24 protein-coding genes are annotated in these 26,886 nt (G+C 55.9%); 20 read left to right on the top strand and 4 right to left on the bottom strand.

Annotated features, from left to right (window positions below):
- The first annotated feature begins 3 nt into the window (after nucleotides 1-3).
- The 12 genes from trmD to HMPREF1487_RS15420 all read left to right on the top strand — a co-directional run bounded on the left by trmD (nucleotide 4) and on the right by HMPREF1487_RS15420 (nucleotide 12,026).
- Entirely contained in the window at nucleotides 4-747 is a 744-nt protein-coding gene (gene trmD, locus HMPREF1487_RS15365; protein WP_010797592.1) for a tRNA (guanosine(37)-N1)-methyltransferase TrmD, read from the top strand.
- A gap of 45 nt (nucleotides 748-792) precedes the next feature.
- Nucleotides 793-1,143 carry a 50S ribosomal protein L19 gene (gene rplS / locus HMPREF1487_RS15370; protein ID WP_010797593.1) on the top strand — a complete coding sequence of 117 codons (351 nt, stop codon included), beginning with the start codon at nucleotides 793-795 and terminating at the stop codon, nucleotides 1,141-1,143.
- 98 nt (nucleotides 1,144-1,241) lie between these two features.
- Nucleotides 1,242-1,661, top strand: a complete 420-nt coding sequence (locus tag HMPREF1487_RS15375; RefSeq protein WP_010797594.1) for an acyl-CoA thioesterase — start codon at nucleotides 1,242-1,244, stop codon at nucleotides 1,659-1,661.
- 15 nt (nucleotides 1,662-1,676) lie between these two features.
- Nucleotides 1,677-2,567, top strand: a complete 891-nt coding sequence (gene xerD / locus HMPREF1487_RS15380; protein WP_010797595.1) for a site-specific tyrosine recombinase XerD — start codon at nucleotides 1,677-1,679, stop codon at nucleotides 2,565-2,567.
- A 55-nt stretch (nucleotides 2,568-2,622) separates the two neighbouring features.
- Entirely contained in the window at nucleotides 2,623-3,351 is a 729-nt protein-coding gene (dsbC, locus tag HMPREF1487_RS15385; protein WP_010797596.1) for a bifunctional protein-disulfide isomerase/oxidoreductase DsbC, read from the top strand.
- Nucleotides 3,352-3,512: 161 nt separating this feature from the next.
- The gene (locus HMPREF1487_RS15390) at nucleotides 3,513-4,817 is read left to right on the top strand and encodes a homoserine dehydrogenase (protein WP_010797597.1); all 1,305 of its coding nucleotides are present in this window, start codon (nucleotides 3,513-3,515) and stop codon (nucleotides 4,815-4,817) included.
- 58 nt (nucleotides 4,818-4,875) lie between these two features.
- Nucleotides 4,876-6,285: a threonine synthase gene (gene thrC / locus HMPREF1487_RS15395; RefSeq protein WP_010797598.1), complete on the top strand. Its 1,410-nt coding sequence runs from the start codon at nucleotides 4,876-4,878 to the stop codon at nucleotides 6,283-6,285.
- Between the two features lie 94 nt (nucleotides 6,286-6,379).
- Complete coding sequence (locus tag HMPREF1487_RS15400; RefSeq protein WP_010797599.1) at nucleotides 6,380-7,522, top strand: GGDEF domain-containing protein; 1,143 nt, start codon at nucleotides 6,380-6,382, stop codon at nucleotides 7,520-7,522.
- A gap of 62 nt (nucleotides 7,523-7,584) precedes the next feature.
- Nucleotides 7,585-8,124: a YaeQ family protein gene (locus HMPREF1487_RS15405; protein ID WP_010797600.1), complete on the top strand. Its 540-nt coding sequence runs from the start codon at nucleotides 7,585-7,587 to the stop codon at nucleotides 8,122-8,124.
- Nucleotides 8,125-8,237: 113 nt separating this feature from the next.
- Nucleotides 8,238-9,953, top strand: a complete 1,716-nt coding sequence (gene recJ, locus HMPREF1487_RS15410; protein ID WP_010797601.1) for a single-stranded-DNA-specific exonuclease RecJ — start codon at nucleotides 8,238-8,240, stop codon at nucleotides 9,951-9,953.
- Between the two features lie 98 nt (nucleotides 9,954-10,051).
- The gene (locus HMPREF1487_RS15415) at nucleotides 10,052-11,155 is read left to right on the top strand and encodes an NADH:flavin oxidoreductase/NADH oxidase (protein WP_010797602.1); all 1,104 of its coding nucleotides are present in this window, start codon (nucleotides 10,052-10,054) and stop codon (nucleotides 11,153-11,155) included.
- A gap of 154 nt (nucleotides 11,156-11,309) precedes the next feature.
- A complete protein-coding gene (locus HMPREF1487_RS15420) occupies nucleotides 11,310-12,026 on the top strand; it encodes a tellurite resistance TerB family protein (protein WP_010797603.1) in 717 nt (238 codons plus the stop codon).
- On the opposite strand, the gene HMPREF1487_RS15425 is transcribed toward HMPREF1487_RS15420, so the two are convergent.
- Entirely contained in the window at nucleotides 12,027-12,941 is a 915-nt protein-coding gene (locus tag HMPREF1487_RS15425) for a LysR family transcriptional regulator (RefSeq protein WP_010797604.1), read from the bottom strand. It lies immediately after the preceding gene.
- 132 nt (nucleotides 12,942-13,073) lie between these two features.
- On the opposite strand from HMPREF1487_RS15425, the gene HMPREF1487_RS15430 reads away from it, so the two are divergent.
- The 7 genes from HMPREF1487_RS15430 to HMPREF1487_RS15460 all read left to right on the top strand — a co-directional run bounded on the left by HMPREF1487_RS15430 (nucleotide 13,074) and on the right by HMPREF1487_RS15460 (nucleotide 22,144).
- Nucleotides 13,074-14,741: a GMC family oxidoreductase gene (locus HMPREF1487_RS15430; RefSeq protein ID WP_010797605.1), complete on the top strand. Its 1,668-nt coding sequence runs from the start codon at nucleotides 13,074-13,076 to the stop codon at nucleotides 14,739-14,741.
- A gap of 122 nt (nucleotides 14,742-14,863) precedes the next feature.
- On the top strand, nucleotides 14,864-16,486 hold the full coding sequence (locus HMPREF1487_RS15435; RefSeq protein WP_010797606.1) for an MFS transporter: 1,623 nt from the start codon (nucleotides 14,864-14,866) through the stop codon (nucleotides 16,484-16,486).
- Nucleotides 16,487-16,736: 250 nt separating this feature from the next.
- Nucleotides 16,737-17,832 (top strand): peptide chain release factor 2 gene (gene prfB / locus HMPREF1487_RS15440; RefSeq protein ID WP_100217761.1). Its coding sequence is split into 2 segments (ribosomal slippage): nucleotides 16,737-16,808 and nucleotides 16,810-17,832, totalling 1,095 coding nucleotides; the frame shifts between segments, so codons are not numbered across the junction.
- Nucleotides 17,833-17,894: 62 nt separating this feature from the next.
- Nucleotides 17,895-19,397 (top strand): lysine--tRNA ligase, encoded by a 1,503-nt coding sequence (gene lysS, locus HMPREF1487_RS15445; RefSeq protein WP_010797608.1) that lies wholly within the window; start codon nucleotides 17,895-17,897, stop codon nucleotides 19,395-19,397.
- Nucleotides 19,398-19,540: 143 nt separating this feature from the next.
- On the top strand, nucleotides 19,541-20,836 hold the full coding sequence (locus HMPREF1487_RS15450; RefSeq protein ID WP_010797609.1) for a flavohemoglobin expression-modulating QEGLA motif protein: 1,296 nt from the start codon (nucleotides 19,541-19,543) through the stop codon (nucleotides 20,834-20,836).
- Between the two features lie 38 nt (nucleotides 20,837-20,874).
- Nucleotides 20,875-21,612 carry a TIGR00266 family protein gene (locus HMPREF1487_RS15455; RefSeq protein WP_010797610.1) on the top strand — a complete coding sequence of 246 codons (738 nt, stop codon included), beginning with the start codon at nucleotides 20,875-20,877 and terminating at the stop codon, nucleotides 21,610-21,612.
- Nucleotides 21,613-21,637: 25 nt separating this feature from the next.
- Nucleotides 21,638-22,144 carry an O-acetyl-ADP-ribose deacetylase gene (locus HMPREF1487_RS15460; protein ID WP_010797611.1) on the top strand — a complete coding sequence of 169 codons (507 nt, stop codon included), beginning with the start codon at nucleotides 21,638-21,640 and terminating at the stop codon, nucleotides 22,142-22,144.
- A 54-nt stretch (nucleotides 22,145-22,198) separates the two neighbouring features.
- On the opposite strand, the gene HMPREF1487_RS15465 is transcribed toward HMPREF1487_RS15460, so the two are convergent.
- The 3 genes from HMPREF1487_RS15465 to HMPREF1487_RS15475 all read right to left on the bottom strand — a co-directional run bounded on the left by HMPREF1487_RS15465 (nucleotide 22,199) and on the right by HMPREF1487_RS15475 (nucleotide 24,046).
- On the bottom strand, nucleotides 22,199-22,972 hold the full coding sequence (locus tag HMPREF1487_RS15465) for a lipotoxin F family OmpA-related lipoprotein LptF (protein WP_010797612.1): 774 nt from the start codon (nucleotides 22,970-22,972) through the stop codon (nucleotides 22,199-22,201).
- A 46-nt stretch (nucleotides 22,973-23,018) separates the two neighbouring features.
- Nucleotides 23,019-23,462: a DUF4398 domain-containing protein gene (locus HMPREF1487_RS15470; RefSeq protein ID WP_073450340.1), complete on the bottom strand. Its 444-nt coding sequence runs from the start codon at nucleotides 23,460-23,462 to the stop codon at nucleotides 23,019-23,021.
- 245 nt (nucleotides 23,463-23,707) lie between these two features.
- Complete coding sequence (locus tag HMPREF1487_RS15475; protein ID WP_010797614.1) at nucleotides 23,708-24,046, bottom strand: hypothetical protein; 339 nt, start codon at nucleotides 24,044-24,046, stop codon at nucleotides 23,708-23,710.
- A gap of 123 nt (nucleotides 24,047-24,169) precedes the next feature.
- Between HMPREF1487_RS15475 and ppc the strand changes: the two genes are divergently transcribed.
- Entirely contained in the window at nucleotides 24,170-26,809 is a 2,640-nt protein-coding gene (ppc, locus tag HMPREF1487_RS15480; protein ID WP_010797615.1) for a phosphoenolpyruvate carboxylase, read from the top strand.
- The last annotated feature ends 77 nt before the right edge of the window (nucleotides 26,810-26,886 follow it).

The following is a 26,886-nucleotide window of genomic DNA, read 5'->3' on the forward strand; positions in this document are numbered from 1 at the left end:
ATCATGCGTGTCGACGTCATCAGTATCTTTCCTGAAGTATTCACAGCCGTCCGTGATTTCGGAATTACCGGTCGTGCGGTCAAGCAGGGGTTACTTCAACTCAATTGCCTGAATCCGCGGGACTATACCGAAGACCGGCATCAGACTGTTGATGATCGTCCTTTTGGGGGTGGTCCCGGCATGGTGATGAAAATTCAGCCATTGGAGCGGGCATTGAATAATGCACGCAGCAAGGCTGAGGGCTCGGTAAAAGTAATTTACCTTTCCCCTCAAGGGCGACAGCTGTCGCAGCAAGGGGTGAAGGAGCTGGCGAAAGAAGAACACCTCATTCTGATCGCTGGTCGTTACGAAGGTATCGACGAGCGCTTTATTGAAGCGCACGTTGATGAAGAATGGTCGATTGGTGACTATGTGCTGTCTGGCGGCGAGCTGCCAGCAATGGTCCTGATCGATGCGGTGACGAGGCTACTGCCTGGAGCGTTGGGGCATGTAGATTCCGCCGAGCAGGACTCGTTTACGGACGGTTTGCTCGATTGTCCTCATTACACTCGACCTGAGGTGTATGAGGGACGGCGGGTACCTGATGTGCTGCTCAGTGGTAATCACGAGCATATCCGGCGTTGGCGTTTACAGCAGTCCCTTGGAAGGACCTATAAACGGCGCGCTGATCTTCTGGAAAGACGCTCGCTTTCTGGAGAAGAGCAGAAGCTGTTGGCGGAATTCCTTCGTCAACAGGACGATAGTTAACGTATCGATGGCAGGTCTGACGGCTTGTCTTAGGAGCACACTAGCATGACCAACAAGATTATTGCACAGCTTGAAGCTGAACAAATGAACAAGGAAATCCCGGCTTTCGCGCCCGGTGATACCGTAATCGTTCAAGTAAAAGTAAAGGAAGGCGACCGTCAGCGTCTGCAGGCCTTTGAAGGCGTTGTAATTGGCAAGCGTAACCGCGGCCTGAACAGTGCTTTCACCGTTCGCAAGATTTCCAACGGTGTAGGTGTAGAGCGTACCTTCCAAACTTACAGCCCCATGATCGACAGCGTCAGCGTCAAGCGTCGCGGTGATGTTCGTAAAGCCAAGCTGTACTACCTGCGCGAACTGTCTGGCAAGGCAGCACGTATCAAGGAAAAGCTGGCTTAATTCAGCGATTCCACAAAAAAGCAGCCCTAGGGCTGCTTTTTTGTTGCGTGGATGAAAAGTCAGTATGGTGAGTTAGCTAAGCGAGTTCCCGGATGTCCATGACCCCTAGAGAGCAAGAAATCGCACGCCGAACAGAGCTGGCTGAAACGCGCGTGGCCAAAGCGGTATTTCCTCCTGATACCAATCATCATCACACGTTGTTTGGCGGGCAGGCGATGGCGTGGATGGATGAAGTCTCTTTCATTACGGCGACACGGTTTTGCCGTTTGCCGCTGGTAACGGTATCGACCGACCGTATCGATTTTAATCACGCCATTCCAGGTGGCTCTATCGTTGAGCTGATTGGTCGAGTGATAAAAGTGGGTAATACCAGCATCAAGGTGGGTGTCGAGGTTTACCTCGAGAGTATGTATAACGAAGGACGTGAACTGGCGATCAGTGGTGCGTTTAGCTTTGTTGCAATCGATGAGGATAAGCGTCCCGTCGCTGTTCTGCCGGACTTCCCTCAACACTCCTGAGTTGTAACACTGCCGATGCGAGATCATCCGTACATCAATCGATTTTTGGATGCCCTATGGCTTGAGAAAGGCTTATCCGAACACACGCGTGACGCCTATTCCAATGATTTAGGGCAGTTCAACGCCTGGTTGACGGAGCAGGGCGTTTCGCTTGAAAAAGCTGGTCGAGAGATGATTCTTGATCACTTGGCCTGGCGGCTGGACAAGGGTTACAAGGCACGCTCAACGGCGCGTTTTCTATCGAGCGTTCGTGGTTTTTATCGATATGCGGTTCGTGAAGGACTGATCGATGTTGATCCTACGCTACAGGTCGATATGCCTCGCCTTGGCGCTCCTCTACCCAAAAGCTTGTCCGAGGCAGATGTCGAGGCATTGCTTGCCGCACCGGATACTGATGACCCGCTGGGCTTGCGTGATCGAACCATGCTGGAGGTACTGTATGCAACGGGTCTTCGAGTCAGCGAGCTGGTTGGGTTGACGCTTCAGCAGGTAAATCTGCGACAGGGCTCGATGCGGGTGTTTGGCAAGGGAAACAAGGAGCGTCTGATTCCTCTGGGGGAGGAGGCTATCAATTGGCTGGAGCGGTATGCGAAGGAAGCGCGCGGCCTGTTACAGAACGGGTTGGCATCTGATGTGCTGTTTCCGAGCCTGCGTGGGACTGAAATGACGCGGCAGACCTTTTGGCACCGCATCAAGCTGCACGCCCAGGTGGCCTGTATCGACAAGCCGCTTTCACCCCATACGCTGCGCCATGCCTTTGCAACCCATCTGCTCAACCATGGTGCTGACTTGCGTACCGTACAAATGCTTTTAGGCCATTCAAGCCTTTCGACAACCCAGATTTACACGCATATCGCCCGGGCTCGTTTGCAGGCTCTGCATGCGGAACATCATCCTCGCGGTTAAATTGTAGGGTCGGCCTCTGTGGTAGGCTGGCAGCTATTGTTCACAGGAGTTATTCATGCGCATTACTCGTTTGGTGCTGGCGGTTTGCCTGGGGCTCGCAAGTACTTTTGCAATGGCTGAATCCGAGCAGGCTATCCGTAAGACCTTGAGTGCATTACAGCCTGATCTGGGTATCGAGTCGATTGGAAAAAGTCCTTTTGAAGGCCTTTATGAGGTTCAGCTCAAGGGCGGGCGTATCCTGTATGCCAGTGCTGATGGGCAATACATCGTTCAAGGATACCTGTACCAGTATAAGGACGGTCACGCCGTTAACCTGACGGAACAGGCTGAAAATGCAGCAGTGGCCAAGCAGATCAATGGTTTGGACAAGCAGCAGATGGTCGTCTTTCCGGCAGTGGGCGAGACGAAAGCTCACATTACAGTTTTTACGGATACCACATGCCCTTATTGCCAGAAACTACACGCCGAAGTTCCCAAGTTGAACAAGCAGGGTATCGAGGTGCGTTATCTGGCATTCCCGCGTCAGGGTTTAAATTCGGCGGGGTATAAGCAGCTTGAGGCAGTATGGTGCTCCAAGGATCGGGCCGAGGCGATGGAGCGCATGTTCGAGGGTAAGGAAATCAAGGCTGCCTCCTGTGATGATCCGGTTGCGAAGCAGTTCACTTTGGGACAACAGATTGGCATTCAGGGCACGCCTGCCATTATTCTTGCCAATGGACATATGATCCCTGGTTACCAGCCAGCGTCAGAATTGGTAAATGACGCGCTGGCAGCCGGTAAATAGGTATAGTGCAGTCATGACGGCCGAGCTAAGCTCGGCCGTTTGGTCTTGACGATAAGCCTGAGCGATACGTGGCAGCCAAGCGGCGTGCTTGAGGTAAACTCCGTTTCCAAGTTTTTATCAGCCCGGGTGTTCTACCGAGGCCTACAGCAGGGGAATAAAGCGTGAAACCGGTAAAAGTGGGTATTTGCGGACTGGGTACCGTGGGTGGCGGTACTTTCAATGTGCTCAAACGAAACGCTGAAGAGATTGCACGTCGTGCCGGCCGTGGTATTGAAGTAGCACAGATTGCTCAGCGTCGTCCTAATCCCAAGTGTGATACCGGTATTACCCCGATTACCGACGATGTGTTCGCTGTGGTGGATAACCCGGAAATCGACGTGGTGGTCGAGCTAATTGGTGGTTACACAGTGGCCCGTGAATTGGTCATGCGTGCAATCAACAACGGCAAGCATGTGGTTACCGCAAACAAGGCGTTGATCGCAGTGCATGGCAATGAGATTTTTGCCAGGGCGCGTGAAAAAGGCGTCATCGTAGCCTTCGAAGCGTCGGTTGCTGGAGGCATTCCTGTTATCAAAGCTGTGCGTGAGGGCCTTGCGGCTAACCGCATCAATTGGGTGGCGGGAATCATCAACGGTACTGGCAACTTTATCCTGACCGAAATGCGCGAAAAGGGCCGTACGTTCGAAGACGTACTCAAGGAAGCCCAGGCGCTCGGTTATGCCGAGGCGGATCCAACCTTTGATGTTGAAGGTATCGATGCGGCGCATAAACTTACCATTCTGGCATCCATTGCCTTTGGTATTCCGCTTCAGTTCGATAAGGCCTACACCGAAGGCATTACCACGCTGACCACGGCCGACGTTGGTTATGCCGAGGCGCTGGGTTACCGCATCAAGCACCTGGGCGTTGCGCGCAGCACCGAGAAGGGTATTGAGCTACGTGTTCATCCCACCCTGATTCCAGCCGATCGCCTGATTGCCAACGTAAATGGGGTAATGAACGCCGTCATGGTTAACGGTGATGCGGTGGGTTCGACACTGTTTTATGGCGCGGGCGCTGGTATGGAGCCAACGGCTTCCTCCGTAGTGGCTGATCTTGTCGATGTGGTACGTGCCATGACGTCAGATCCGGAAAATCGCGTTCCGCACCTGGCCTTCCAGCCTGACGCTTTGTCCGATCATCCGGTATTGCCTATCGAAGCCTGTGAGAGCGCCTACTACCTGCGTATCCAGGCCAAGGACCATCCAGGTGTGTTGGCCCAGGTGGCAAGTATCCTGTCGGAGCGTGGCATTAATATAGAGTCGATCATGCAGAAGGAAGCCGAGGAACATGACGGCTTGATTCCCATGATTCTGCTGACCCACCGGGTACATGAACAGCATATGAATGAAGCCATCAAGGCGCTTGAGTCACTTGAGGATGTGGTAGGGGCTGTTGTTCGTATCCGAGTCGAACATCTGAACTGATCCAGGCCGGCCGGATGATGGATCCGGCTATCAGCTGCTCTAATTGAAGGTTAAATCGATGCGTTACATCAGCACCCGCGGCAATGCGCCAGCGTTGAATTTCGAAGACGTTCTGTTGGCTGGCCTGGCCAGTGACGGAGGTCTGTATGTGCCGGAAAATCTGCCGCGGTTTACTCAGGAAGAGATTGCTTCCTGGGCTGGGCTGCCTTACCACGAGTTGGCATTCCGCGTCATGCGCCCGTTCGTTGAGGGCAGTATCAGCGATACCGACTTCAAACAGATTCTTGAGGAAACGTATGGCGCATTCGCTCACAGTGCGATTGCGCCGCTGCGTCAGCTCAATGCCAATGAATGGGTGATGGAGCTTTTCCATGGCCCAACCCTGGCGTTCAAGGATTTCGCACTACAGCTGCTGGGCCGTCTGCTGGATCATATTCTGCTCAAGCGGGATGAGCGCGTCGTGATCATCGGCGCCACTTCGGGCGATACGGGGTCTGCTGCTATTGAGGGCTGCCGTCGTTGCGAGAATGTAGACATTTTCATTCTGCATCCTCACCAGCGTGTATCTGAGGTCCAGCGTCGCCAGATGACGACCATCCTTGGCGAAAACATCCATAACATCGCCATCGAAGGCAATTTTGATGATTGTCAGGAGATGGTGAAGGCGAGTTTTGCCGATCAGAGCTTCCTCAAGGGCACGCGTCTGGTTGCCGTAAACTCGATCAACTGGGCGCGCATCATGGCCCAGATCGTTTACTACTTCCATGCAGCGCTGCAGTTGGGTGCCCCGGCGCGCTCCGTAGCGTTCTCGGTCCCGACCGGTAACTTTGGCGATATATTCGCAGGATACCTGGCGCGTAACATGGGGCTGCCTGTAAGTCAGCTTGTTGTAGCAACCAATCGCAACGATATCCTGCATCGCTTCATGAGCGGCAACCAGTATTTCAAGGAAACGTTGCACGCCTCGCTATCGCCTTCCATGGATATCATGGTGTCGTCCAACTTCGAACGTTTGTTGTTCGACCTGCACGGACGTAACGGTGTGGCGTTGGCCGAGCTGATGAGCACGTTCAAGGCCACGGGCAAACTCTCCGTTGAAGAAGATCGTTGGGTTGAAGCGCGTAAGCTGTTTGATTCATTGGCGGTAAGTGATGAAGACACGTGCGCTACCATCGCTGATGTCTTCAAGCGTACCGGCGAGGTGCTTGATCCGCATACGGCAATTGGCGTCAAGGCGGCGCGAGAGTGTCGTCGTAACCTGTCTACACCGATGGTAGTGCTGGGAACAGCACACCCCGTCAAGTTTCCTGACGCAGTCGAGAAGGCCGGTATTGGTAAGGCGCTGGAGCTTCCGGCTCACCTGAGCGATCTATTCCAGCGCGAGGAGCGCTGCACTGTGCTGCCTAACGCCATTGAGGCGGTACAGGCTTTTGTCGCTCAACATGGTAATCGCGGCAAGCCGCTCTAAATAGCGTTCAGGAGCGGATGCTGTTCTGGCATTCGCTCCTGACCAGCTTCCCCTTGCTCGTTTGATTGACACGCGTACTGCCAGGAGGGCTGCCGTGACTTTGAGCATGCCTACGCTACTTGTGACCAATGTGTATGTACTCGTTCTGCTTGGCGTGCTGATGCTATTTGCATGGGCAAGAGGGAGCCGCGAGGCAACTCTGGGCTTTCTGTGTGTGATGCTATGGTCGGGCGCGCTGGGGCTGGTAATAGGTAGCCTGCGTGGACGAGGAATGGATGCGTTGCCTATCGTGCTGGGAAACGTGCTTGTTCATGTCTGTTATGCCATGGGGTGGACTGCCATGCGGGCTTTTTCCGGACGACGAGTATTCTGGTCCGGAGTGTGGGCTGGAAGTGTCCTATGGTTGCTTGCCTGTCTGATTCCCGCCTTTTATGGCTCGCTGGCTGCGCGAATTCAACTGAGCTCGCTGGTAATTGTCAGCTATACCGTGTTGGCAGGTTATGAACTCTGGCGCTCCCGGAACGAAAATCAGGTATCGCTGGCGGCCTTGTTCAGTCTGTTTGGATTGCACAGTGTTTTTTATGTCGGTCGTTTCTTTCTGGATCGCTCACTGCCGTTCGCCAGGGAAAGTCATGGAATCGACTTTGCGGCGTTTCTGCTGCTCGAGACCTTGTTGTACAGCATTGGTCTGACGTTTGCGGCGACAGCCATGGTGCAGCAACGAACGGAGAGGCGTTACCGGCAAGCCTCGTTGACGGACTCGCTGACAGGTATTGGCAATCGACGGTCCTTCGTCGAAGACAGCGAAAACATGCTGCGTCACTGCCAGGTTCAGCATAGCCCTGTGACATTGCTACTGTGTGATATGGATAATTTCAAACAGCTCAATGACAGGCATGGTCATCAGGCTGGAGACCAAGCATTGGTAGCCTTTTGTGAGGTGGCCAGGATGCGGCTTCGAAAACGTGATGTTTTTGGTCGTTTGGGCGGCGAAGAGTTTGCGTGCCTGCTACCAGACACCACTACTGAAGCGGCGTATCAAATGGCTGAGCGGATACGGAAGGAATTTGCTTCATGCTCACGGGTAGCAGGGGTTTCCTTGAGTATCAGCATTGGTGTAGCCAGTTCGGCGGAGGCGGGTTATGTGCTTGATTCGCTGATTGCCCTGGCTGATAAGGGATTATATGAAGCCAAGGGGCTCGGCAAGAATCGAAGTGTCATTAGCCAGCCTGTCTGAGCAAGCCACTTTTCAGGCGTTTTCACGGTACACTGGTCAGCTTTACTTTCGAGCGGACATTCATGGCCCTGCAAGCCACGCCTTATAAAGTTGAACTTAACCTGACGGATCTGGACCGCAGCGTCTACGAGAACCTGCGTTTTACCGTTGCTCGTCATCCCTCCGAAACCGAAGAGCGTCTGGCTGTGCGCATCCTGGGGTACGCCTTGTGGTACGGCGAGCAGCTTGGGTTTGGTCGGGGACTTTCCGATGTAGATGAGCCTGCCCTTTGGGAAAAGAGTCTCGATGATCGTGTACTGCATTGGATTGAAGTAGGGCAGCCTGATGCTGAGCGCCTGGTCTGGTGTTCTCGCCGTGCGGAGCGGGTCAGCTTGCTTGCCTATGGCAATTTGCGGGTCTGGCAGAGCAAGGTAGTCGATTCGGTGAAGATGCTGAAAAACCTGAACATTGCAGCGGTGCCTGTTGAGCCGCTGGCTGCATTGGCTACTGATCTGCCACGCTCGATCAGCTGGAGCGTAATGATCAGTGAGGGGACTGTGTTCGTGACGGACGAGCGTGGTCAACACGAGCTTCATCTCGACTGGTTGATGGGTGAGCGTTGATTCATCGGAAAACGCTTTAAAAGCCATGGAAGCAGACGCATCTTGAATCTATCCATGGCTTGAGCCGTCTGTTCGGCCTGTTCTCTATTTCTGTTGTAATACTTGAGTAATCGATGCGTATCGAACTTCGTTCCCTGCCGGATGAATTGCCCGATCTGGGTGATCTTCCGCCGCTACTGACCCGTCTTTATGCCGCGCGTGGCGTGAAGAGTGCTGATGAGCTTGAAAAAGGGCTGGCGCGGTTACATCCCTATCGGTTGTTCAAGGGGATGGATGACGCCATCGAATTGCTGGTCGATGCGCTGGCCAAGCGTCAACGCATTCTGGTCGTGGGTGATTTTGACGCTGATGGCGCAACCGCTACCAGTGTGGCGGTTCTTGCCTTGCGCAGTCTGGGTGCCGCCTGGGTCGATTACCTTGTTCCTAATCGCTTTGAATACGGTTATGGGCTGACACCTGAAATCGTCGCGGTTGCCCGGGAGCGCCAGCCTGACCTGCTGGTGACCGTGGATAACGGAATTTCCAGCATAGACGGTGTCGAGGCTGCCAAAGCCGCAGGAATGCGCGTGCTGGTGACCGACCACCATTTGCCGGGCCATGAGTTACCTGCTGCTCATGCGATCGTTAACCCCAACCAGCCTGCCTGTGAGTTTCCCAGCAAGTGCATTGCTGGCGTGGGCGTTATCTTCTACGTGATGCTTGCACTGCGGACGCGGCTGCGTGAAGAGGGCTGGTTCGATGCGCTGAACATCAAAGAACCTAATCTGGCTGAGCTGCTGGATCTAGTTGCGCTGGGCAGTGTTGCCGACGTGGTCCCATTGGATGCCAATAATCGGATTCTGGTCCATCAGGGATTAGCGCGTATACGTGCCGGTCGCGCTCGTCCGGGGCTCAGAGCATTGCTGGAGGTGGCTGGGCGGCAACCGGGTAAGATTACTTCTACTGACCTGGGATTTATTCTGGGGCCGCGCCTGAATGCGGCGGGGCGGCTGGATGATATGTCGCTTGGAATCGAGTGCCTGCTGTGCGAGGACGAAGCCCTTGCACGAGACATGGCCGTCCAGCTGGACCAGCTCAATAAGGATCGAAAGCTGATCGAGCAGGGCATGCAGCGTGAGGCCTTGGCGCAGCTCAAGGAGTTACCCAGAGACGATATGCCGTTCGGATTATGTCTGTTTGATCCCGAATGGCATCAGGGCGTCATTGGTATTCTGGCATCTCGTCTCAAGGAACGTTACCACCGGCCCACGCTGGCCTTTGCCGATGCCGGTGACGGCATGCTCAAGGGCTCGGCGCGTTCGGTTCCAGGGTTTCATATCCGTGATGCGCTGGATGCTGTTGCGGCGCGTCATCCTGGGCTGATCACTAAGTTCGGCGGGCACGCCATGGCAGCGGGGCTATCACTGCCTCAAGAGAATTTCGGTGCGTTTGCTGCGGCTTTCGATGCGGAAGTCAGACGGCATCTGGTCGAGGATGACCTGACAGGGCGTTTGCAATCGGACGGTTCGCTGGAAACCTGCGATTTTCAACTGGAGATTGCACGTGCACTCAAGCATGCTGGCCCCTGGGGGCAGCATTTCCCCGAGCCGATGTTTCACGGTGTGTTTGAGGTCGTGCAGCAGCGTATTGTAGGTGAGCGGCATTTGAAGCTGGTTTTGAAGAGTGAGTGCGGAGGCATTCAACTGGACGGCATTGCGTTCAACATTAATTGCGAGGTCTGGCCGAATCCGCAAATTCGCTGGGTCGAAGCCGCCTACCGCCTGGATGTGAACGAATTTCGTGGTCAGGAAAGCGTGCAGCTGATTGTGGTTCACCTGACGCCCAAGTGAAGTAATAGGCCTCATAAAAATAGTTGCATTGCTATCGAATTGATCATTCCGGCAAAGTAAGGCTCTAATAGATTCAAGTCCTTGTGCCGAGAGCGATCATGAGCAAACTTTTTGAGCCTTTTACCCTTCGCCAACTGACGCTTCCGAACCGCGTTGTAGTTTCCCCCATGTGCCAATATTCGAGCGAAGACGGTTTCGCCAATGATTGGCACTTGGTCCACCTGGGCAGCCGTGCCGTTGGTGGCGCGGGTCTGGTCATCAGTGAAGCTGTTGCCGTTACGCCAGAAGGACGTATTACTCCGCAGGATCTGGGCTTATGGAAGGACGAGCAGATTGAGCCGCTGCGCCGCATCACTCAATTCATTCAGTCACAGGGCGCGGTACCGGGTATCCAGATTGCCCATGCCGGGCGTAAAGCCAGTACGTGGCGTCCTTGGGAAGGCAAGCACGGCAGCGTTCCCATCGCTGAAGGTGGCTGGGTTCCCGTAGCTCCGTCAGCGATAGCCTTTGACCCCCAGCACACACGTCCTACCGAGCTGGATGCTGAGGATATTGCCGGTCTCACCAAAGCCTTTGTCGCAACAGCCGAGCGCGCACTGGCTGCCGGGTTCAAGGTTGCTGAAATCCACGCGGCCCACGGTTATCTGCTACATCAGTTTCTTTCACCGATTTCAAACCAGCGTAGCGATCAATACGGTGGCAGTTTCGATAACCGTATCCGTTTCCTGTTGGAGGTTACACAAGCCATTCGAGCAGTCTGGCCTGATGAGCTGCCTGTCTTTGTTCGGTTATCGGCAACCGATTGGGTAGAAGATGGCTGGAATGTAGACGAGACGGTAGAGCTGGCCAAGCGCTTGAAACCCCTGGGTGTCGATCTGATTGATGTCTCCTCGGGAGGTACTGCGGCAAACGCCGAAATCCCGGTAGGCCCAGGTTATCAAACGCAATTTGCAGAGCGGGTTCGCAAGGAGGCTGAGATTGCCAGTGGCGCCGTGGGCATGATTACCGATGCGGCCCAGGCTGAGCACATCATTCGTACCGGTCAGGCCGATGTGGTACTGCTGGCACGCGAACTGCTGCGTGATCCGCACTGGCCGCTGCAGGCCGCTGAAGCATTGCGCGACAAGGTTTCCTGGCCCGCACAGTACGTTCGCGCGGCACACCGGGATACGCCCCTTCGCAAGCCGCTATCGTTCGATTGACCCTGTTAGGGCGAGCTTCCAGTAGGTTCGCCCTGTTTAATCCTCCCTCCAAGCGTCCCTGCAATATCTCGCAGCAGAAGAGCGCTCCGCTGCATGAACCATCTGCCGGTGTGTCTTGCCCTAATAGGTATCTACCATTATCTGGAGAGCAATGATGCAAACACGTGGCCTGCTGGATCAATTACTCAAGACAGGGCAGGACATGCTCGCCAAGCAGGGCGGCCTGTCCGGTGCACTTGGAAAGTTGAATCAAGGTAATGCGAAGTCTCAAACCCCTTCGTCGAAAGACCCTCTGAGCGGCATGCTGTCGAGTGCAGGCGGCGGAGCGCTGGCCGCCAGTGTGTTGGGGATGCTTTTGCGCGGCAAGGGCGCCACCCGTATGGGAGGTGGCCGGATGGCCAAGTATGGTGGGTTGGTCGCGCTGGGTACGCTAGCCTACCAGGCTTATACAAACTGGCAGAAAAGCCAGGCCAATGCGCCTCAGGCCGAGCCTCAGACAGTAGATCGTGCGCCGGAAGGAAAGGTGGAGCAGCACAGTCAGGCCATTCTGAAGGCACTTATTGCGGCAGCCAAGGCAGACGGGCATATCGATGATCAGGAGCGTAAGCTCATTGATGACGAAATGAATCGACATGCAGATGATCCTGAGCTTCAGAACTGGCTGCGTCAGGAAATCAATAAGCCGCTGGACCCTGCCGAAATTGCTGCCAGCGCCAAGACGCCGGAAATGGCTGCCGAGATTTACCTGGCAAGTCTGTTGATGGCCGATGATCAGCAAGTGATGGAAAAGGCCTATCTAGACGAGCTGGCGCGTCATCTGAACCTGGATCCCGCCCTCCGGGCTGAGTTGGATAGCAAGGCCAAGGGCTGATCATGTGTCCGGGCCGTCTTGCTCGGCGGCCTGGCCCATCAAGACATGTTGGTGTTGCTCGCACAGGCCAACCAGAAAATCCCAGACAACGCGCAGCCGCACCGTTCGATGAAGTTCTCGGCGCGATGATATCCAGTAGTGCCGAATGACGCGCTCCTGCGGCAGGACTGGTATCAACAGGGGATCGCGGCTTCCCAGGTAGTAGGGAAGGATGGCAATGCCGATTCCCGCCTGAGCCGCCATTTGCTGAGCCAGCACGCTGGTGCTCCGGAACGCTACTTGCGGGTGCTTGCACATTGTCTGGAGAAAAAGCAGTTCTTTGGTGAATATCAGGTCGTCTACGTAGCTAATCCAGCGATGGCGGGAGAGATCTTCCCGTGAGTGAAGGGGAGGCGCTTTTTCCAGATAAGCTGAACTGGCGTACAGTTGGAGACAATAGCTGCTGAGTTTTCGAGCGATGACCAGATCAGCGCTGGGCCGTTCGAGCGTAACGGCAATATCCGCCTCCCGGTTAGTAATGCTGACAAAGCGGGGAACCGAGACCAGCTCGATTTCAAGGCCCGGATAGCGCTCCAGTAAGGTTGCCAGCCGCCCGGCCAGGAAGCCCGTGCCCAGTCCTTCCGTCACCCCAAGGCGAACCTGGCCTAGGGGATTTACGCTACAGGTCATTTCTTCCTGCGCCAGAAGGGCGGATTCCTCCATGGCCTCGGCATGCTTGAGTAATGCCTGACCGGCTGGTGTGAGCTGATACCCCTGGGTGTGCTGAACGAGAAGCTGCGTGCCCAGGGTGCGTTCGAGCGATTCGATGTGCCGAGCGACGGTCGTGTGGCTGGTTCCCATACGCCTGGCCGCGGATAGCAAGCGCCCGCTGCGCTGTAATTCCAGAAAGAAGCGGAGGTCGTCCCAGTTGAACATTCGCGTGACTCCTCACCTAGGTAACTGCTGTGCATTTTTGAACAACGGCTGCCTGAAAATGATTGTTCTTGTTCTGAAATACTCCGTCTAGCATGAAGAGCAATAACAAGTACAACAAGAGCAGATGTTCTGATGACCACTCTTCCGAATTCATACGACTATGTCATCGTTGGCGCAGGTCCTGCCGGTTGCCTGCTGGCCAATCGGCTATCGGCTGATCCTTCGGTTCGCGTGTTGCTTCTAGAGGCGGGCGGCCGTGATACCTATCCCTGGATTCACATCCCTGTCGGCTATCTCTACTGTATCAATAATCCCCGTACTGACTGGTGTTTCAAGACCGAGCCCGAACCTGGTCTCAACGGGCGGGCGCTGGGTTATCCGCGCGGCAAGGTGATGGGAGGTTGCTCTTCTATCAACGGCATGATTTATATGCGTGGTCAGGCGCGTGACTATGACGAGTGGGCGGCTGCGGGTAATGCCGGTTGGGGTTGGCAGGATGTCTTGCCGCTATTCAGGCGCATGGAGAATCACTACGCAGGAGCGTCTGAGCTGCATGGGGCGGGTGGTGAGTGGCGCGTCGAGAAACAGCGCCTGAGCTGGGATATTCTCGAAACATTCCGTCGCGCAGCGGCAGAGTCGGGCATTTCTTCGGTCGAAGACTTCAATACGGGTGACAATGAAGGCTGTGGTTTCTTTCAGGTCAATCAACGTAGCGGAGTTCGATGGAACGCAGTCAAGGCCTTTCTCAAGCCTGTCCGGCAGCGAGCCAACCTGACGATCGTGACCAATGCCGAGGCGGATCGGGTCATCCTGGAGGACGGACGGGCCCGTGCCGTTCAGGTCGTACGGAAGGGGCAATTGCAGCGCTTTATCGCGCGTCGGGAAATTATCCTGTGCAGCGGTGCCATAGGCTCTCCCGCCATTTTGCAGCGCTCGGGTATTGGCCCGCGACCGCTATTGGAGCGGCTCGGGATTGGTGTTCAACATGAACTGCCCGGCGTTGGTGCAAACCTTCAGGATCACCTGCAGTTACGTCTGATCTACAAGGTCTCGGGTATTCATACGCTCAATCAAATGGCCAGTAGCCTATGGGGTAAGCTGAACATGGGCCTGCAGTACGCATTCGGACGCCGCGGCCCGCTGGCCATGGCGCCGAGCCAGCTGGGTGCTTTCGCTCGCTCCGAGCCGAGCCAACCGTCTGCCAATCTGCAATACCATGTTCAGCCATTGTCGCTGGATCGCTTCGGCGAGCCGCTGCACACCTTTCCAGCATTCACGGCCTCAGTGTGCAACCTGCGGCCAGAGAGCCGGGGGCGAGTGGAAATTTGTTCGGCAGAACTAGATGCTGCGCCGCTGATCCAGCCGAACTATCTCAGCCATGAGGCGGATCTCAAGGTCGCTGCCGATGCTATTCGTCTAACACGACGTATTGTCGGCTCGCCGGCCCTGGCACCTTATGCACCGGAAGAGTACCTGCCGGGTCCGGACTTTCAGACAGAGGAGCAGCTAAGAATGGCTGCCGGCAGTATTGGTACTACCATCTTTCATCCTGTGGGGACCTGCAAGATGGGGGCAGGTCCCGAGGCGGTCGTGGATGCTCAGTTGCGCGTTCATGGGATACCGGGGCTACGTATTGCCGATGCGTCGATCATGCCCACTATCGTGTCGGGTAATACCTGCTCACCTACGTTGATGATCGCGCAGAAGGCGGCCGAACTGATAGTGGCAAGCCAGCGAGACGAGCGGCTGACCCATGCTGCCCAGACGATCCGACGTGAGCCGGAGCGGCTGGCAATCTGAGCAACACAAGGCAATCTCAACGAAGGCAGTACCGCTTGAACAGGCCGTATGAGGTTCTGGCGTCCCGCAGTGAATAACAATGACAACAGACACTGAGACCCCACGAGGGTCGGGAGACAAGCATGGCAGAATATGCCCAGGCCAGCGGCTACAGCCGCACCGTCAGCAGCACCCGTGAAGAGCGCAAGGTTATCTTTGCCTCTTCTTTGGGGACCGTGTTCGAGTGGTATGACTTTTTTCTTTACGGCGCCCTGGCGGCCGTGATCAGCAAGCAGTTCTTCGCAGGTGTCAACGAAACTACCGCCTTCATCTTTGCCCTGCTGGCTTTTTCGGCGGGCTTTCTGGTCAGGCCGTTTGGTGCACTTGTCTTTGGCAGGCTAGGCGACAAGATCGGCCGCAAATATACATTTCTGGCAACCATCCTATTGATGGGTGTTTCTACCTTTGGGGTTGGATTGTTGCCTACCTATGCCTCCATCGGACTTGCCGCCCCCATTTTGTTAGTTACGTTGCGATTGCTTCAGGGGCTGGCGCTGGGTGGCGAATATGGAGGAGCCGCCACTTATGTGGCTGAACACGCACCGGCTGGCAAGCGGGGTAGCTATACCAGTTGGATTCAGTCAACAGCAACCCTTGGGCTTCTGCTTTCGCTACTGGTCATTCTGGTCTGTCGGAAGCTGACCGGTGACGCATTCGAAACCTGGGGCTGGCGCTTGCCGTTCCTGTTTTCGATTGTGCTGTTGGGTATCTCAACCTGGATTCGTCTGTCGATGCACGAGTCCCCGGCGTTTCTCAAAATGAAGTCCGAAGGCAAGACGAGCCATTCTCCTATTAGGGATTCGTTCACCCGCTGGAGCAATTTGCGCGTTGTGTTGATTGCGTTATTCAGCATCAATGCCGGCCAGGCAGTAACTTTTTATACCGCGCAGTTCTACGTCCTGTTCTTTCTGACGCAAATGCTCAAGATGGACGCCGCCCTGGCTAATACGCTGCTTATCATCTCGATTGTCATCGGTGCGCCTTTCTTTGTCTTTTTTGGTTGGCTGTCCGATAAGGTCGGTCGCAAGCCGATTATGATGCTAGGACTGCTGCTGGCAACGGTTTGCTATTTTCCAATCTTCAAGGCTTTGGGGCATTACGCCAATCCGGAGATTGATATGGCCAGCCGGCAGGCACCGATTACCGTCGAGGCGGATCCTGCCACCTGTACCTTCCAGTTCGATCCTGTCGGCAAGGCACGCTTCGACAGTCCGTGCGATCGGGTCAAGGCACTTCTGGTAAAGCGCGGCCTGCCTTATCAGACCGCTGAAGGTGCCGCTGGCAGTGAGATCGTCGTACGGGTAGGGCAACAGGAAGTACGCGGTTATGATGCGGCTACCCTGAGCGCAGCAGTGGACGCAGCCGGTTATCCACAAAAGGCTGATCCGGCGGCCATCAATCAGGGCATGGTCGTGCTGTTGATCGTTGCGCTGATTTTGATCGCTACCATGACGTATGGTCCATTGGCAGCATTGATGGTGGAACTGTTTCCGACCCGTATCCGATATACCTCGCTATCGCTGCCATACCATGTTGGCAACGGCTGGTTCGGCGGTCTGTTGCCTACCGTGTCCTTTGCGCTTGTCGTGTATACCGGCGATATTTTTTATGGCCTGTGGTATCCAGTGCTTATTACTGGGGGCAGTCTGGTGGTAGGCCTGCTGTTCCTGCGTGAGACCCGTCATGTCGATATTCACGCAGATTAAGCGCACTCAAAGGTCTGGGCTGTGTAGGCCGCGCTGTAAACTGTGCCGCCTGTATCGGATGTCGTACCGGTAGGCGCCAAGCGGCATGAGTCGACCGGAGCCTGCAGCAGTGCTTTTCCATGCTGCTGTAGGCCATTCGGAGGGGCTGAATAACGGAGGGACGAACAAACACCCGCAAAGGCTGCCGGATCGGAGCCGGTTGCAGTATACTCGCAGGCTTTTCCACGTTTTCCGCGAGTGATTGCCAGCCATGGAAATCAACCCGATTCTGAACAGTATCAAAGACCTCACCGGACGTACCCAGACCATTCGGGGGTATCTTTGACTACGATCATAAAAAAGATCGTTTGACCGAAGTTGAGCGCGAGCTCGAAGATCCAAGCGTCTGGAACAAGCCTGAGTACGCTCAGAGCCTTGGCAAAGAACGCGCCCAGCTGGCCCAGGTGGTCGAAACCCTTGATGAGCTTTCCGGTGGTCTGGCCGATGCAAACGACCTGCTGGAAATGGCTGCCGAGGAAAATGACGAAGGCGCTGTCAACGATGTAGCCACCGAGGTCGAGCGTTTGCGCGAGATTCTCGAGAAGCTCGAGTTCCGTCGCATGTTCAGTGGCGAGATGGATCCGAACAATGCCTACCTTGATATCCAGGCTGGCTCCGGCGGCACTGAGGCTCAGGATTGGGCCAATATGCTGCTGCGCATGTACCTGCGCTGGGCAGACAAACACGGCTTCGAGACGACCATCATGGAGCTCTCCGAAGGTGAAGTGGCAGGGATCAAGGGCGCAACCGTTCATGTGAAGGGTGAGTATGCGTTCGGCTGGCTCAAGACTGAGATCGGCGTACATCGGCTGGTTCGCAAGAGTCCATTCGATTCGGGCAACCGCCGCCACACGTCGTTTACAGCCGTCTTCGTTTCGCCGGAGATCGATGACAACATCGAAATCGAGATCAACCCAGCCGACCTGCGGATCGATACCTACCGTTCCTCCGGCGCGGGTGGTCAGCACGTTAACACCACGGACTCGGCGGTGCGTATCACCCACGTGCCCACCAACACGGTGGTCAGCTGCCAGAACGAGCGCTCCCAGCACGCCAACAAGGACACCGCCATGAAAATGCTGCGGGCCAAGTTGTATGAGCAGGAAATGCAGAAACGTACGGCCGCTTCCCAGGCGTTGGAAGACTCCAAGTCCGATATCGGCTGGGGCCACCAGATCCGCTCCTATGTACTCGACCAGTCTCGGATCAAGGATCTGCGTACCGGCATCGAGAACAGCAACTGCGATGCGGTACTGGACGGCGACCTGGACGAGTTTATCGAGGCCAGCCTCAAGCAGGGCCTGTAACACTACCTTAAACGCCTTCTTCGACAGGAGAGGGCTGATCCCGTGATGGAAATACCCAGACCATGAGCGAACAACCTTTAGACCAACATGCCCAAGAGCAGGAACACAACAAGCTGATTGCCCAGCGCAAGGAAAAGCTTGCAGCCCTGCGCGCCGAGCAGCGCATCGCGTTCCCGAATGACTTCCGCCGCGACAGCTACTGTGCGGATCTGCAGAAAGCCTATGAAGGCAAAAGCAAGGAAGAGCTGGCCGAAGCGGGCATCAAGGTCAAGATTGCTGGCCGCATCATGCTCAACCGCGGTGCGTTCATGGTTCTTCAGGACATGACCGGCCGGCTTCAGGTTTATGTAGACCGTAAGAAGCTGCCAGCGGAAACGCTGGAAGCCATCAAGACCTGGGATCTGGGCGATATCATCGCGGCCGAGGGCACACTGGCCCGCTCCGGCAAGGGCGACCTGTATGTAGACATGGACAATGTTCGTCTGCTGACCAAGTCTCTGCGTCCTCTGCCTGACAAGCATCACGGCCTGACCGATACCGAGATGCGCTACCGTCAACGCTACGTCGACCTGATCGTCAACGACGACGTCCGCCATACGTTCCGTGTACGCTCGCAGGTGATCGCTCACATTCGCCAGTTCCTGCGGGATCGTGACTTCCTCGAAGTCGAAACGCCCATGCTGCAGACCATCCCAGGCGGTGCGGCGGCCAAGCCCTTCGAGACGCATCACAATGCGCTGGATATCGATATGTTCCTGCGTATCGCTCCAGAGCTTTATCTGAAGCGACTCGTGGTGGGTGGCTTCGAGCGCGTGTTCGAGATCAACCGCAACTTCCGTAACGAAGGCGTATCGACTCGGCATAACCCCGAATTCACCATGCTTGAGTTCTACCAAGCGTATGCCGATTACGAAGACAACATGGACCTGACCGAGGAATTGTTCCGCGAGCTGGCCATGGCGGTTTTGGGTACCACCGATGTGCCGTATCAGGGCAAGGTCTTCCACTTCGGTGAGCCGTTTGCACGCTTGTCCGTGTTCGACTCGATCCTGAAGTACAACCCCGAGATCAGCGCTGATGATCTGCGTGACATCGAGAAAGCACGTGCGATTGCCAAGAAGGCCGGTGCGGACGTCAAGGGCTTCGAAGGGCTTGGCAAGCTACAAACCATGATTTTCGAAGAGCTGGTCGAGCACAAACTGGAGCAGCCTACGTTCATTACTCAGTATCCGTTCGAAGTCTCTCCGCTGGCCCGTCGTAACGACGATGATCCAAGTGTGACTGACCGCTTCGAGCTGTTCATCGGTGGCCGTGAAATCGCCAACGCCTATTCCGAACTTAACGATGCGGAAGACCAGGCTGAGCGCTTCCACGCTCAGGTGGCCGATAAGGACGCCGGTGATGACGAAGCCATGCATTTCGATGCCGACTTCGTGGCGGCGCTGGAATACGGCATGCCGCCAACGGCAGGTGAGGGCATCGGTATTGACCGTCTGGTCATGCTGTTGACCGACTCTCCGTCGATCCGTGACGTAATTCTGTTCCCGCATATGCGCCCGCTGTAAGCAGTTGCTGTAAACAAAGAACCGCCTTTATGGCGGTTCTTTTATTTCTGGCGTACCGAGATCTGTCGAACCGCCGTCTACCCAGGCAGTCGATACGCTATCCTGCATACGTCAGGGTTTGTCTTCCCTGTAATGAGGTGGGCATGAATTCACGCAAGGTGAAAAACCAGTACCAAGAGACGATTCGCACGCTTTCCGATCGTATCGTGGCGGCCCAGGCCCCCATCCGGATTCTCGATGCGGTGAAGTGGGAGGATGAGGTCAAACAGCGCTTTCTCGATGGCAAGGGCAAGATGCTACCCCCGGTGGATCGCGCCTACTATGAACAGCGGCCGTTAGGGTTCGACCCGGATGAGGTCAAGGGCGAGTTTCAAAGCATCGAGCGGGAAGTGACCCGGCACCTGGGGCAATTCAGCCCGGTGGGGCAAATCATGCGGCGTATGTGTCGTGAGTACCGCATGGTCGTGCGGATGCTTCAGGCGCGAGGGACGCGAGATTTTGGCCTGATCTCACAGGAACTCTATGGGGCAGCGTCCGATGCCTTTCATGCCGGTGACCCGACTCTGGCGGATCTAGGCATGATGATGTCGGATTATCTGAACAACATCGATAAGCGCAGCGATCTCAAAGACGAGCCCAAGACACTCACCGCCAAGGAAGCTGCACCGATGCTGCAGCAGCGCCTGAATGCAGTATTTGGAGAAGACGAAGGCACTATCCGTGTGTTCGAATCAGATGGAATCGTTGCCGACGCTGCCGCAGGTGCGGATTACATCAAGATCCGGGCGGACGCCATGTTCAACGAACGTGATATTCGTGCGTTGGAGGTTCATGAGGGGTTGGTCCATGTCGGGACAACACTGAACGGTCAGAATCAGCCGATCTGCACCTTTCTCTCGAAAGGACCGCCATCGTCCACCGTTACGCAGGAAGGCTTGGCTATCCTCATGGAGGTCATCGCCTTTACTTCTTACCCTTCACGCCTGCGCAAGCTGACCAATCGTACCCGTGCTATTCACATGGCAGAGGAGGGTGCTGATTTTCTGGATGTCTTCCGCTTCTATGAGGAGCAGGGTTACAGCCTGGAGGATGGTTACCAGAACGCCAGTCGCGTATTCCGCGGTTCTACACCTTCCGAGTTACCGTTTACCAAAGACCTCTCCTATCTCAAGGGCTTCATTCTCATCTACAACTACATTCAGCTGGCCGTTCGTAAGGGTAAGGTAGAGCAGATTCCCCTGTTGTTTTGTGGCAAGACCACCCTGGAAGACATGCGCATCCTGAGCCAGCTGGTTGAAGAGGGTCTGGTCGCGCCGCCCAAATACCTGCCGCCCCAGTTCCAGGATCTCAATGCCTTATCGGCCTGGATGTGTTTTTCCAACTTCCTGAACCATCTCAGCCTGGATCGAATCGAAGCGGATTACGCCAATATCATTTGACCACGCCGACGCCTTGTGTCGGCTTACAGGAGTAAGCCATGCCCAGTCATGAGATCGATTACCGCATCATTGGTGAGTCCATGCAGGCGGTGGAAATCGGACTTGATCCCGGCGAGACCGTTATCGCCGAGGCAGGTGCCATGACCTATATGGAAGAGGACATCGATTTCACTGCCCGCATGGGGGACGGATCCGGCGGAGTGCTGGGCAAGCTGTGGAGCGCTGGTAAACGCATGATGGGCGGCGAATCGCTATTTATGACGCACTTCACCAATGAGGGGAAGCGCAAGCGTCATGTAGCCTTCGCTGCGCCTTATCCAGGACACGTTGTGCCGGTTGACCTCTCAGCTATTGGCGGTACGCTTTTCTGTCAGCGCGATGCCTTCCTCTGTGCTGCGCTAGGTACGCGTGTAGGCGTAGCGTTTACCCGCCGCCTGGGGGCCGGCTTCTTTGGTGGTGAGGGTTTCATTCTGGAAAAGCTGGAAGGCGATGGTCTGGCCTTCATGCATGCGGGCGGTACGGTCATTCGCAAAGAGCTCAATGGGGAAACGCTCCGTCTTGATACCGGGTGTCTGGTTGGTTTCACCGAAGGTATCGATTACAGCATTGGCTTGGCAGGCGGCCTACGCAGCATGCTGTTTGGCGGTGAGGGCTTGGTATTGGCAACCCTAAAAGGACACGGCTCCGTATGGGTCCAAACGCTCCCTTTTTCACGTCTCGCTGAGCGCGTCTATGAAGCAACGACCAAGGCGCAAGGCGAGAAAGGCAGTGAATAGCCATCCATCGCTCATAGAGGTTTGAATGAAAATTCGGGTATGGCAAGGGGATATTACCGCGTTGGATGTTGATGTCATCGTCAATGCGGCGAATGAGTGTCTGCTAGGCGGGAGTGGCGTTGATGGCGCGATTCACCGGGCAGCGGGTCCTGAGCTCTTGGAGTATTGCCGACGACTGGGCAGATGCCCGGTTGGAGAGGCCAGGCTTACGCCTGGTTTCAATCTTCAGGCCCGCTTCATCATTCATACCGTCGGGCCGGTTTGGAGCGGAGGCAATTCAGGTGAACCCGAGCAGTTAGCGCGGTGTTATCGAACCACGTTGGCGCTGGCTGAAAGTATCGATGCCCGTACCCTGGCCTTTCCTGCGATCAGCTGTGGTGTCTATGGATATCCTGCGGAGCAAGCGGCACGCGTTGCGGTATCCGTTCTCCAAGAGCCCAGACCGGAAGGCAGCTCGGTTCGTGAAGTCATCCTCGTAGCGTTCTCCACTGAAATGGCAGAGGTATTAACTAACGCTACGCTCATTGATTGATCACCCGCCCATAAAAAAGCCCGACATTAGCCGGGCTTTTAGGACGGTCACCTATTACATGCGTGGTGCAACCGGATTCGCGTCGTTGGAAATAGTAACCTCTACGCGACGATTCATGGCGCGATCAGCTGCGGTAGAGTTGCTAGCTACCGGGAATGCCTTGCCATAGCCTCGGGTTACGATGCGATTAGGCGATATGCCCATGCTGACCAGCGCGGTCTTGATAGCATTCGCACGGCGCTCGGACAGCTGCTGGTTGTACGAGTCGGAACCTGTGCTATCAGTGTAGCCTTCAACAATGACCTGGCGTTCTGGGTTCTGCTGCAGGAAGCTGGCTAGCTGCTGAACGTTGGTCATGCCTGCGGGCTTGAGTGTGGCCTGGTTCAGATCGAATAGTACGTTGCCGAAGGTTACGACAGTACCACGATCCGTCTGCTTGGCGTTAAGCTGGCTTTGCAGCTGCTTGAGCTGCGCAGTACGGGCATCCAGACGAGCCTGGGTACGCTGTGCGTCAACGCCTTGCAGCTGCTGCTCGGTCATGCGCAGCTTGACAGTTTGCATGGCCAGTTGAATGCGCTGGTTGGCCAGGTACGCTAGTTGGTCGACCTTCTCCTGCTTGTCGCCTTCACGGTAAGCACGGCTGGCCTTGTCTACCCAGTCACCAGCATCCTTGGTTTCCAGCGCAGCCAGCTGAGAGGACTGAGGCTGGGATTGTAGTGCTGCATAGTCAGCCTGGGCCTTCTCAAGGTTCGGGTTTGGTGGAGTCGAACAGGCAGCCAGGGCGATGCTCAGGGCAGATACGGCAGGGATAAGAAACTGTTTACGCATAACATTTATCCTTTAGGCATAAGACGGGAATAGGGGATGGGTCAGCTTATTGCTGGCGTTGGTTCTGCTTTTGCTGCAGCTCGCCGTTGATCATCCCTTCCTCGCGGATCTGCTGAATGCTCTTCTGAGCGTCCTGGAGGGCTGCATCAGCCTTGGCAGCCTGAGTCTTGCGAGTTGCCAGACGTGCGTCCCACTCGGCCTGCTCGGCCAATTGCTTGGCTTTTTCGTAGTTCTTTTCGTTCAGTGCTGTTTGAGCCTGTGTCCACTTGTCCTGGGCAGACTTGGTTTCCAGCGGAGCGTACTGATTGCCGCCACCACTTACCGCTTCATTGACTGCGGATTGAGTAACGGCCATCTGCTCACTAGGCGGATCACCTGCGCAGCCGGTCAGGATCAGTGCACTGCCTAGCGCCAGTGCAGCGAATTTCAGACTACAGGCCTTTTGTATCGATTTCTTGGCAGTCAATGTATTCATAGGGCTCAACTCCATTAATAGTCCAAACAGCTAAATTGTTCCCTGGCTGACAGGGTGGCCGAGGCCTTTTATTACCTTCGCTATTTATCGGATCGAAGGTTATTGACAAAAAGCCTCTCATTTACTGGCTAACGTATGGACCGCTTCAAGTCACGAAATGTTCATCCCTTGTCTAAAAATCCATAGCACGCTAAGCGGTAAAACGGCATTTCAATCCAGCTAATGGCTTGTTCTGGCTAGGGTTATTGTGCGTCTGCCGATCATGTGGACGAATCGTTTTTGTTGAGCTCAGCCAAGTGCTTCTTCGACAGTTCCAGAAAGCGTGGCGTGGGGCCAACATCTTCATAAAGTGGATCACCCAGCTCGTCCGTTGCTACGACTCGCTGTCCCTTGACATAGGGAAAACTGGCTTCAAGTTCCTCTAGCGCCGCGCCTACCAGCTCAGCTAAGAGTTCTTCTACGCTACGCTTTGGATACATTTCGTGGAGGGCATGCAACCGGGCCGCGGATTCAAGGTCCAGAACCAAGTTGTAGTGTGCGTGGGCCATACGGCCTGTAGCGTTCTGCTCCCATTCCTGTACGAGCTCGCTGATCTTCATGAGAATCTCCTTCGCCTGACCGTTTCGTTGCAGTTCTACAAAAGCTAGACAGCAGAGTGTCGTACGAGGTCCCTGGCGCAGGTGTGCTAGAACAACAAAGAGAACAACGAAAGAGGGATAAACATGGTCGTCGAGATTGATGTTCGTCTGCGGGAAGATGTTCACCGACTGGGAGAGCTGTTAGGACAGACCATTAGCGATCAGTATGGTCCTGCCTTTCTGGAAAAGATCGAGCGTATCCGAAAGGGCGCGAAAGCTTCGCGTGGCGGGTCGCTCCGTGGCGAAAGACAGCTGTCCGAGACGCTCAATTCGCTGGATGAGTCCGAGCTGCTACCAGTTGCCAGAGCCTTCAATCATTTCCTGAACCTGGCCAATATCGCCGAGGAGTATCACCGTATCCGTCGGCGTAGCGCTGGCGAGCCGGCACCGCTGGAAGACCGGGTGCTCCAGGAAGTTCTGTCCCGGCTCAAACAGGCGGGGCACACTGGGCCAAAGCTTGCCGAGCAGCTGTCTCAGCTGAGTGTCGAGTTGGTTCTCACGGCGCATCCAACGGAGGTTGCTCGCAGAACGCTGATTCAGAAGTACGAGGAGATTACCGAACAGCTGGCCGCCCAGGATCACGATGATTTGACAGCTGCCGAGCGGCACGAGGTGCAGCAGCGACTGCGCCGCCTCATTGCGGAAGCCTGGCATACCGAAGAGATTCGCCGACAGCGGCCCACGCCTGTCGATGAGGCCAAATGGGGATTCGCCGTTATTGAAAACTCCCTTTGGCATGCAGTACCCAGACTGCTGCGGCAAGTAGACGAAACCTTACAGGAGGCTACTGGAGAACGTCTGCCGTTGCTGGCAACGCCTGTTCGATTCGCTTCCTGGATGGGCGGCGATCGTGATGGGAATCCGAATGTAACGGCTACGATAACGCGCGAAGTGCTGCTGTTGGCACGCTGGATGGCGGCCGACTTGTACATGCGTGATGTAGACCGCCTTGCATCGGAGCTTTCCATGCAGCGTGCCTCGGCTGAACTCATGGCAGAGGTAGGTGATACACCTGAGCCGTACCGCGCCCTGCTCAAGCAACTACGCGAGCGACTCAAGGCCACGCGCGACTGGGCTGCCCGAGCCGTTCATGAGCCTCATATCCCCAGCACAGGGGTGCTTGAGCACAATGAAGAGCTCCTGGGACCTCTCAAGCTCTGCTATGAGTCGCTCCATGCTTGCGGAATGGGCGTTATCGCTGACGGGCCGTTGTTGGATGCGTTGCGTCGCGCTACTACCTTCGGGCTTTTCCTGGTGCGGCTGGATATCCGTCAGGATTCGACCCGCCATGCGTCAGCCATGAACGAAATTACAGAATATCTGGGGCTTGGCAGCTATGCCGAATGGGATGAAGCGCGTCGGCTGACGTTTCTGGAGACCGAGCTCTCCAATCGCAGACCCTTGCTGGCACCGGATTACACGCCCTCGGCAGACACTGCCGAAGTGCTTGCAACCTGCCGTGTAATTGCCGAGTCACCTGCAGCAGCGCTGGGGTCCTATGTGATATCGATGGCGGGCTCAGCGTCAGATATCCTGGCCGTGCAACTCTTGCTCAAGGAAGCAGGCGTACGTCGACCCATGCGGGTGGTACCTTTATTCGAGACACTGGATGATCTTGATCATGCAGGCGAGGTCATTGAAAGCCTGCTGGCGCTGCCGGGCTATCGCGAACGGCTTCAGGGGCCCCAAGAGGTCATGATCGGCTATTCCGACTCGGCCAAGGATGCAGGAACCCTGGCTGCGGCCTGGGCGCAGTATCGTGCCCAGGAAGCCTTGGTAGACATCTGCAGCCGGCAGGGTATCGAACTCATCCTGTTCCATGGGCGCGGAGGCACGGTGGGACGCGGTGGCGGTCCTGCCCATGAGGCGATCCTTTCGCAGCCGCCAGGTTCGGTCTGCGGCCGTTTCCGGGTAACGGAGCAGGGTGAGATGATACGCTTCAAGTTTGGTCAGCCCGATATCGCGCGGCAGAATCTCAACCTTTACCTGGCTGCTGTCTTGGAGGCTACATTACAGCCGCCTCCAGTCCCTGAGCCGGAGTGGCGGGCTGACATGGATCGTCTGGCTGCAGACAGCCTGAAGGCTTATCGTGGCGTGGTGCGGGAGCATCCTCAGTTTGTTGACTACTTCCGCAGGGCTACGCCTGAGCAGGAACTGGGCCGTCTGCCCTTGGGCAGCCGCCCGGCGAAGCGTCGTGAGGGCGGGGTGGAAAGCCTGCGTGCCATCCCCTGGATTTTTGCCTGGACACAGACCCGCCTGATGTTGCCTGCCTGGTTGGGCTGGGAAACAGCGTTGGCTAGGGCCTTGGAGCGGGGTGATGAGCAGCGGTTACAGCAGATGCGTGAGCGCTGGCCGTTCTTTCGTACTCGCATCGATATGCTGGAAATGGTTTTAGCCAAGGCTGACGGAGACATTGCCCGGCTCTATGACGAGCAGTTGGTGCCGGAGCAGTGGCGTGCGCTAGGGCAAGAGCTCCGCGACCTGTTGTCACAGGCGGAGCGCTCTGTACTGCGTCTGACCGGCCAGGCCGAGCTGCTGGCTCACAACCCTCAAACGCGGGCGTTCATTGCCGTACGTAATATCTACCTTGATCCGCTACACCTGCTTCAAATCGAGCTGCTGGAACGTTCTCGACAGGCTGGAGAGGGCACGGCAAGCCCCCTGGATCAGGCCCTGCTGGTCAGCGTTGCAGGCATTGCGGCAGGCCTTCGCAATACGGGTTGAGGGCCGGTTCTGTTGTTTGAAAACGTCCTGTCTGCTCCTCATGAGCGAGCAGCAGGACGGTCAGCCAGGCAATCCTT

The sequence above is a fragment of the Pseudomonas sp. HPB0071 genome (assembly GCF_000478505.2).
Lineage (GTDB): Bacteria > Pseudomonadota > Gammaproteobacteria > Pseudomonadales > Pseudomonadaceae > Chryseomonas > Chryseomonas luteola.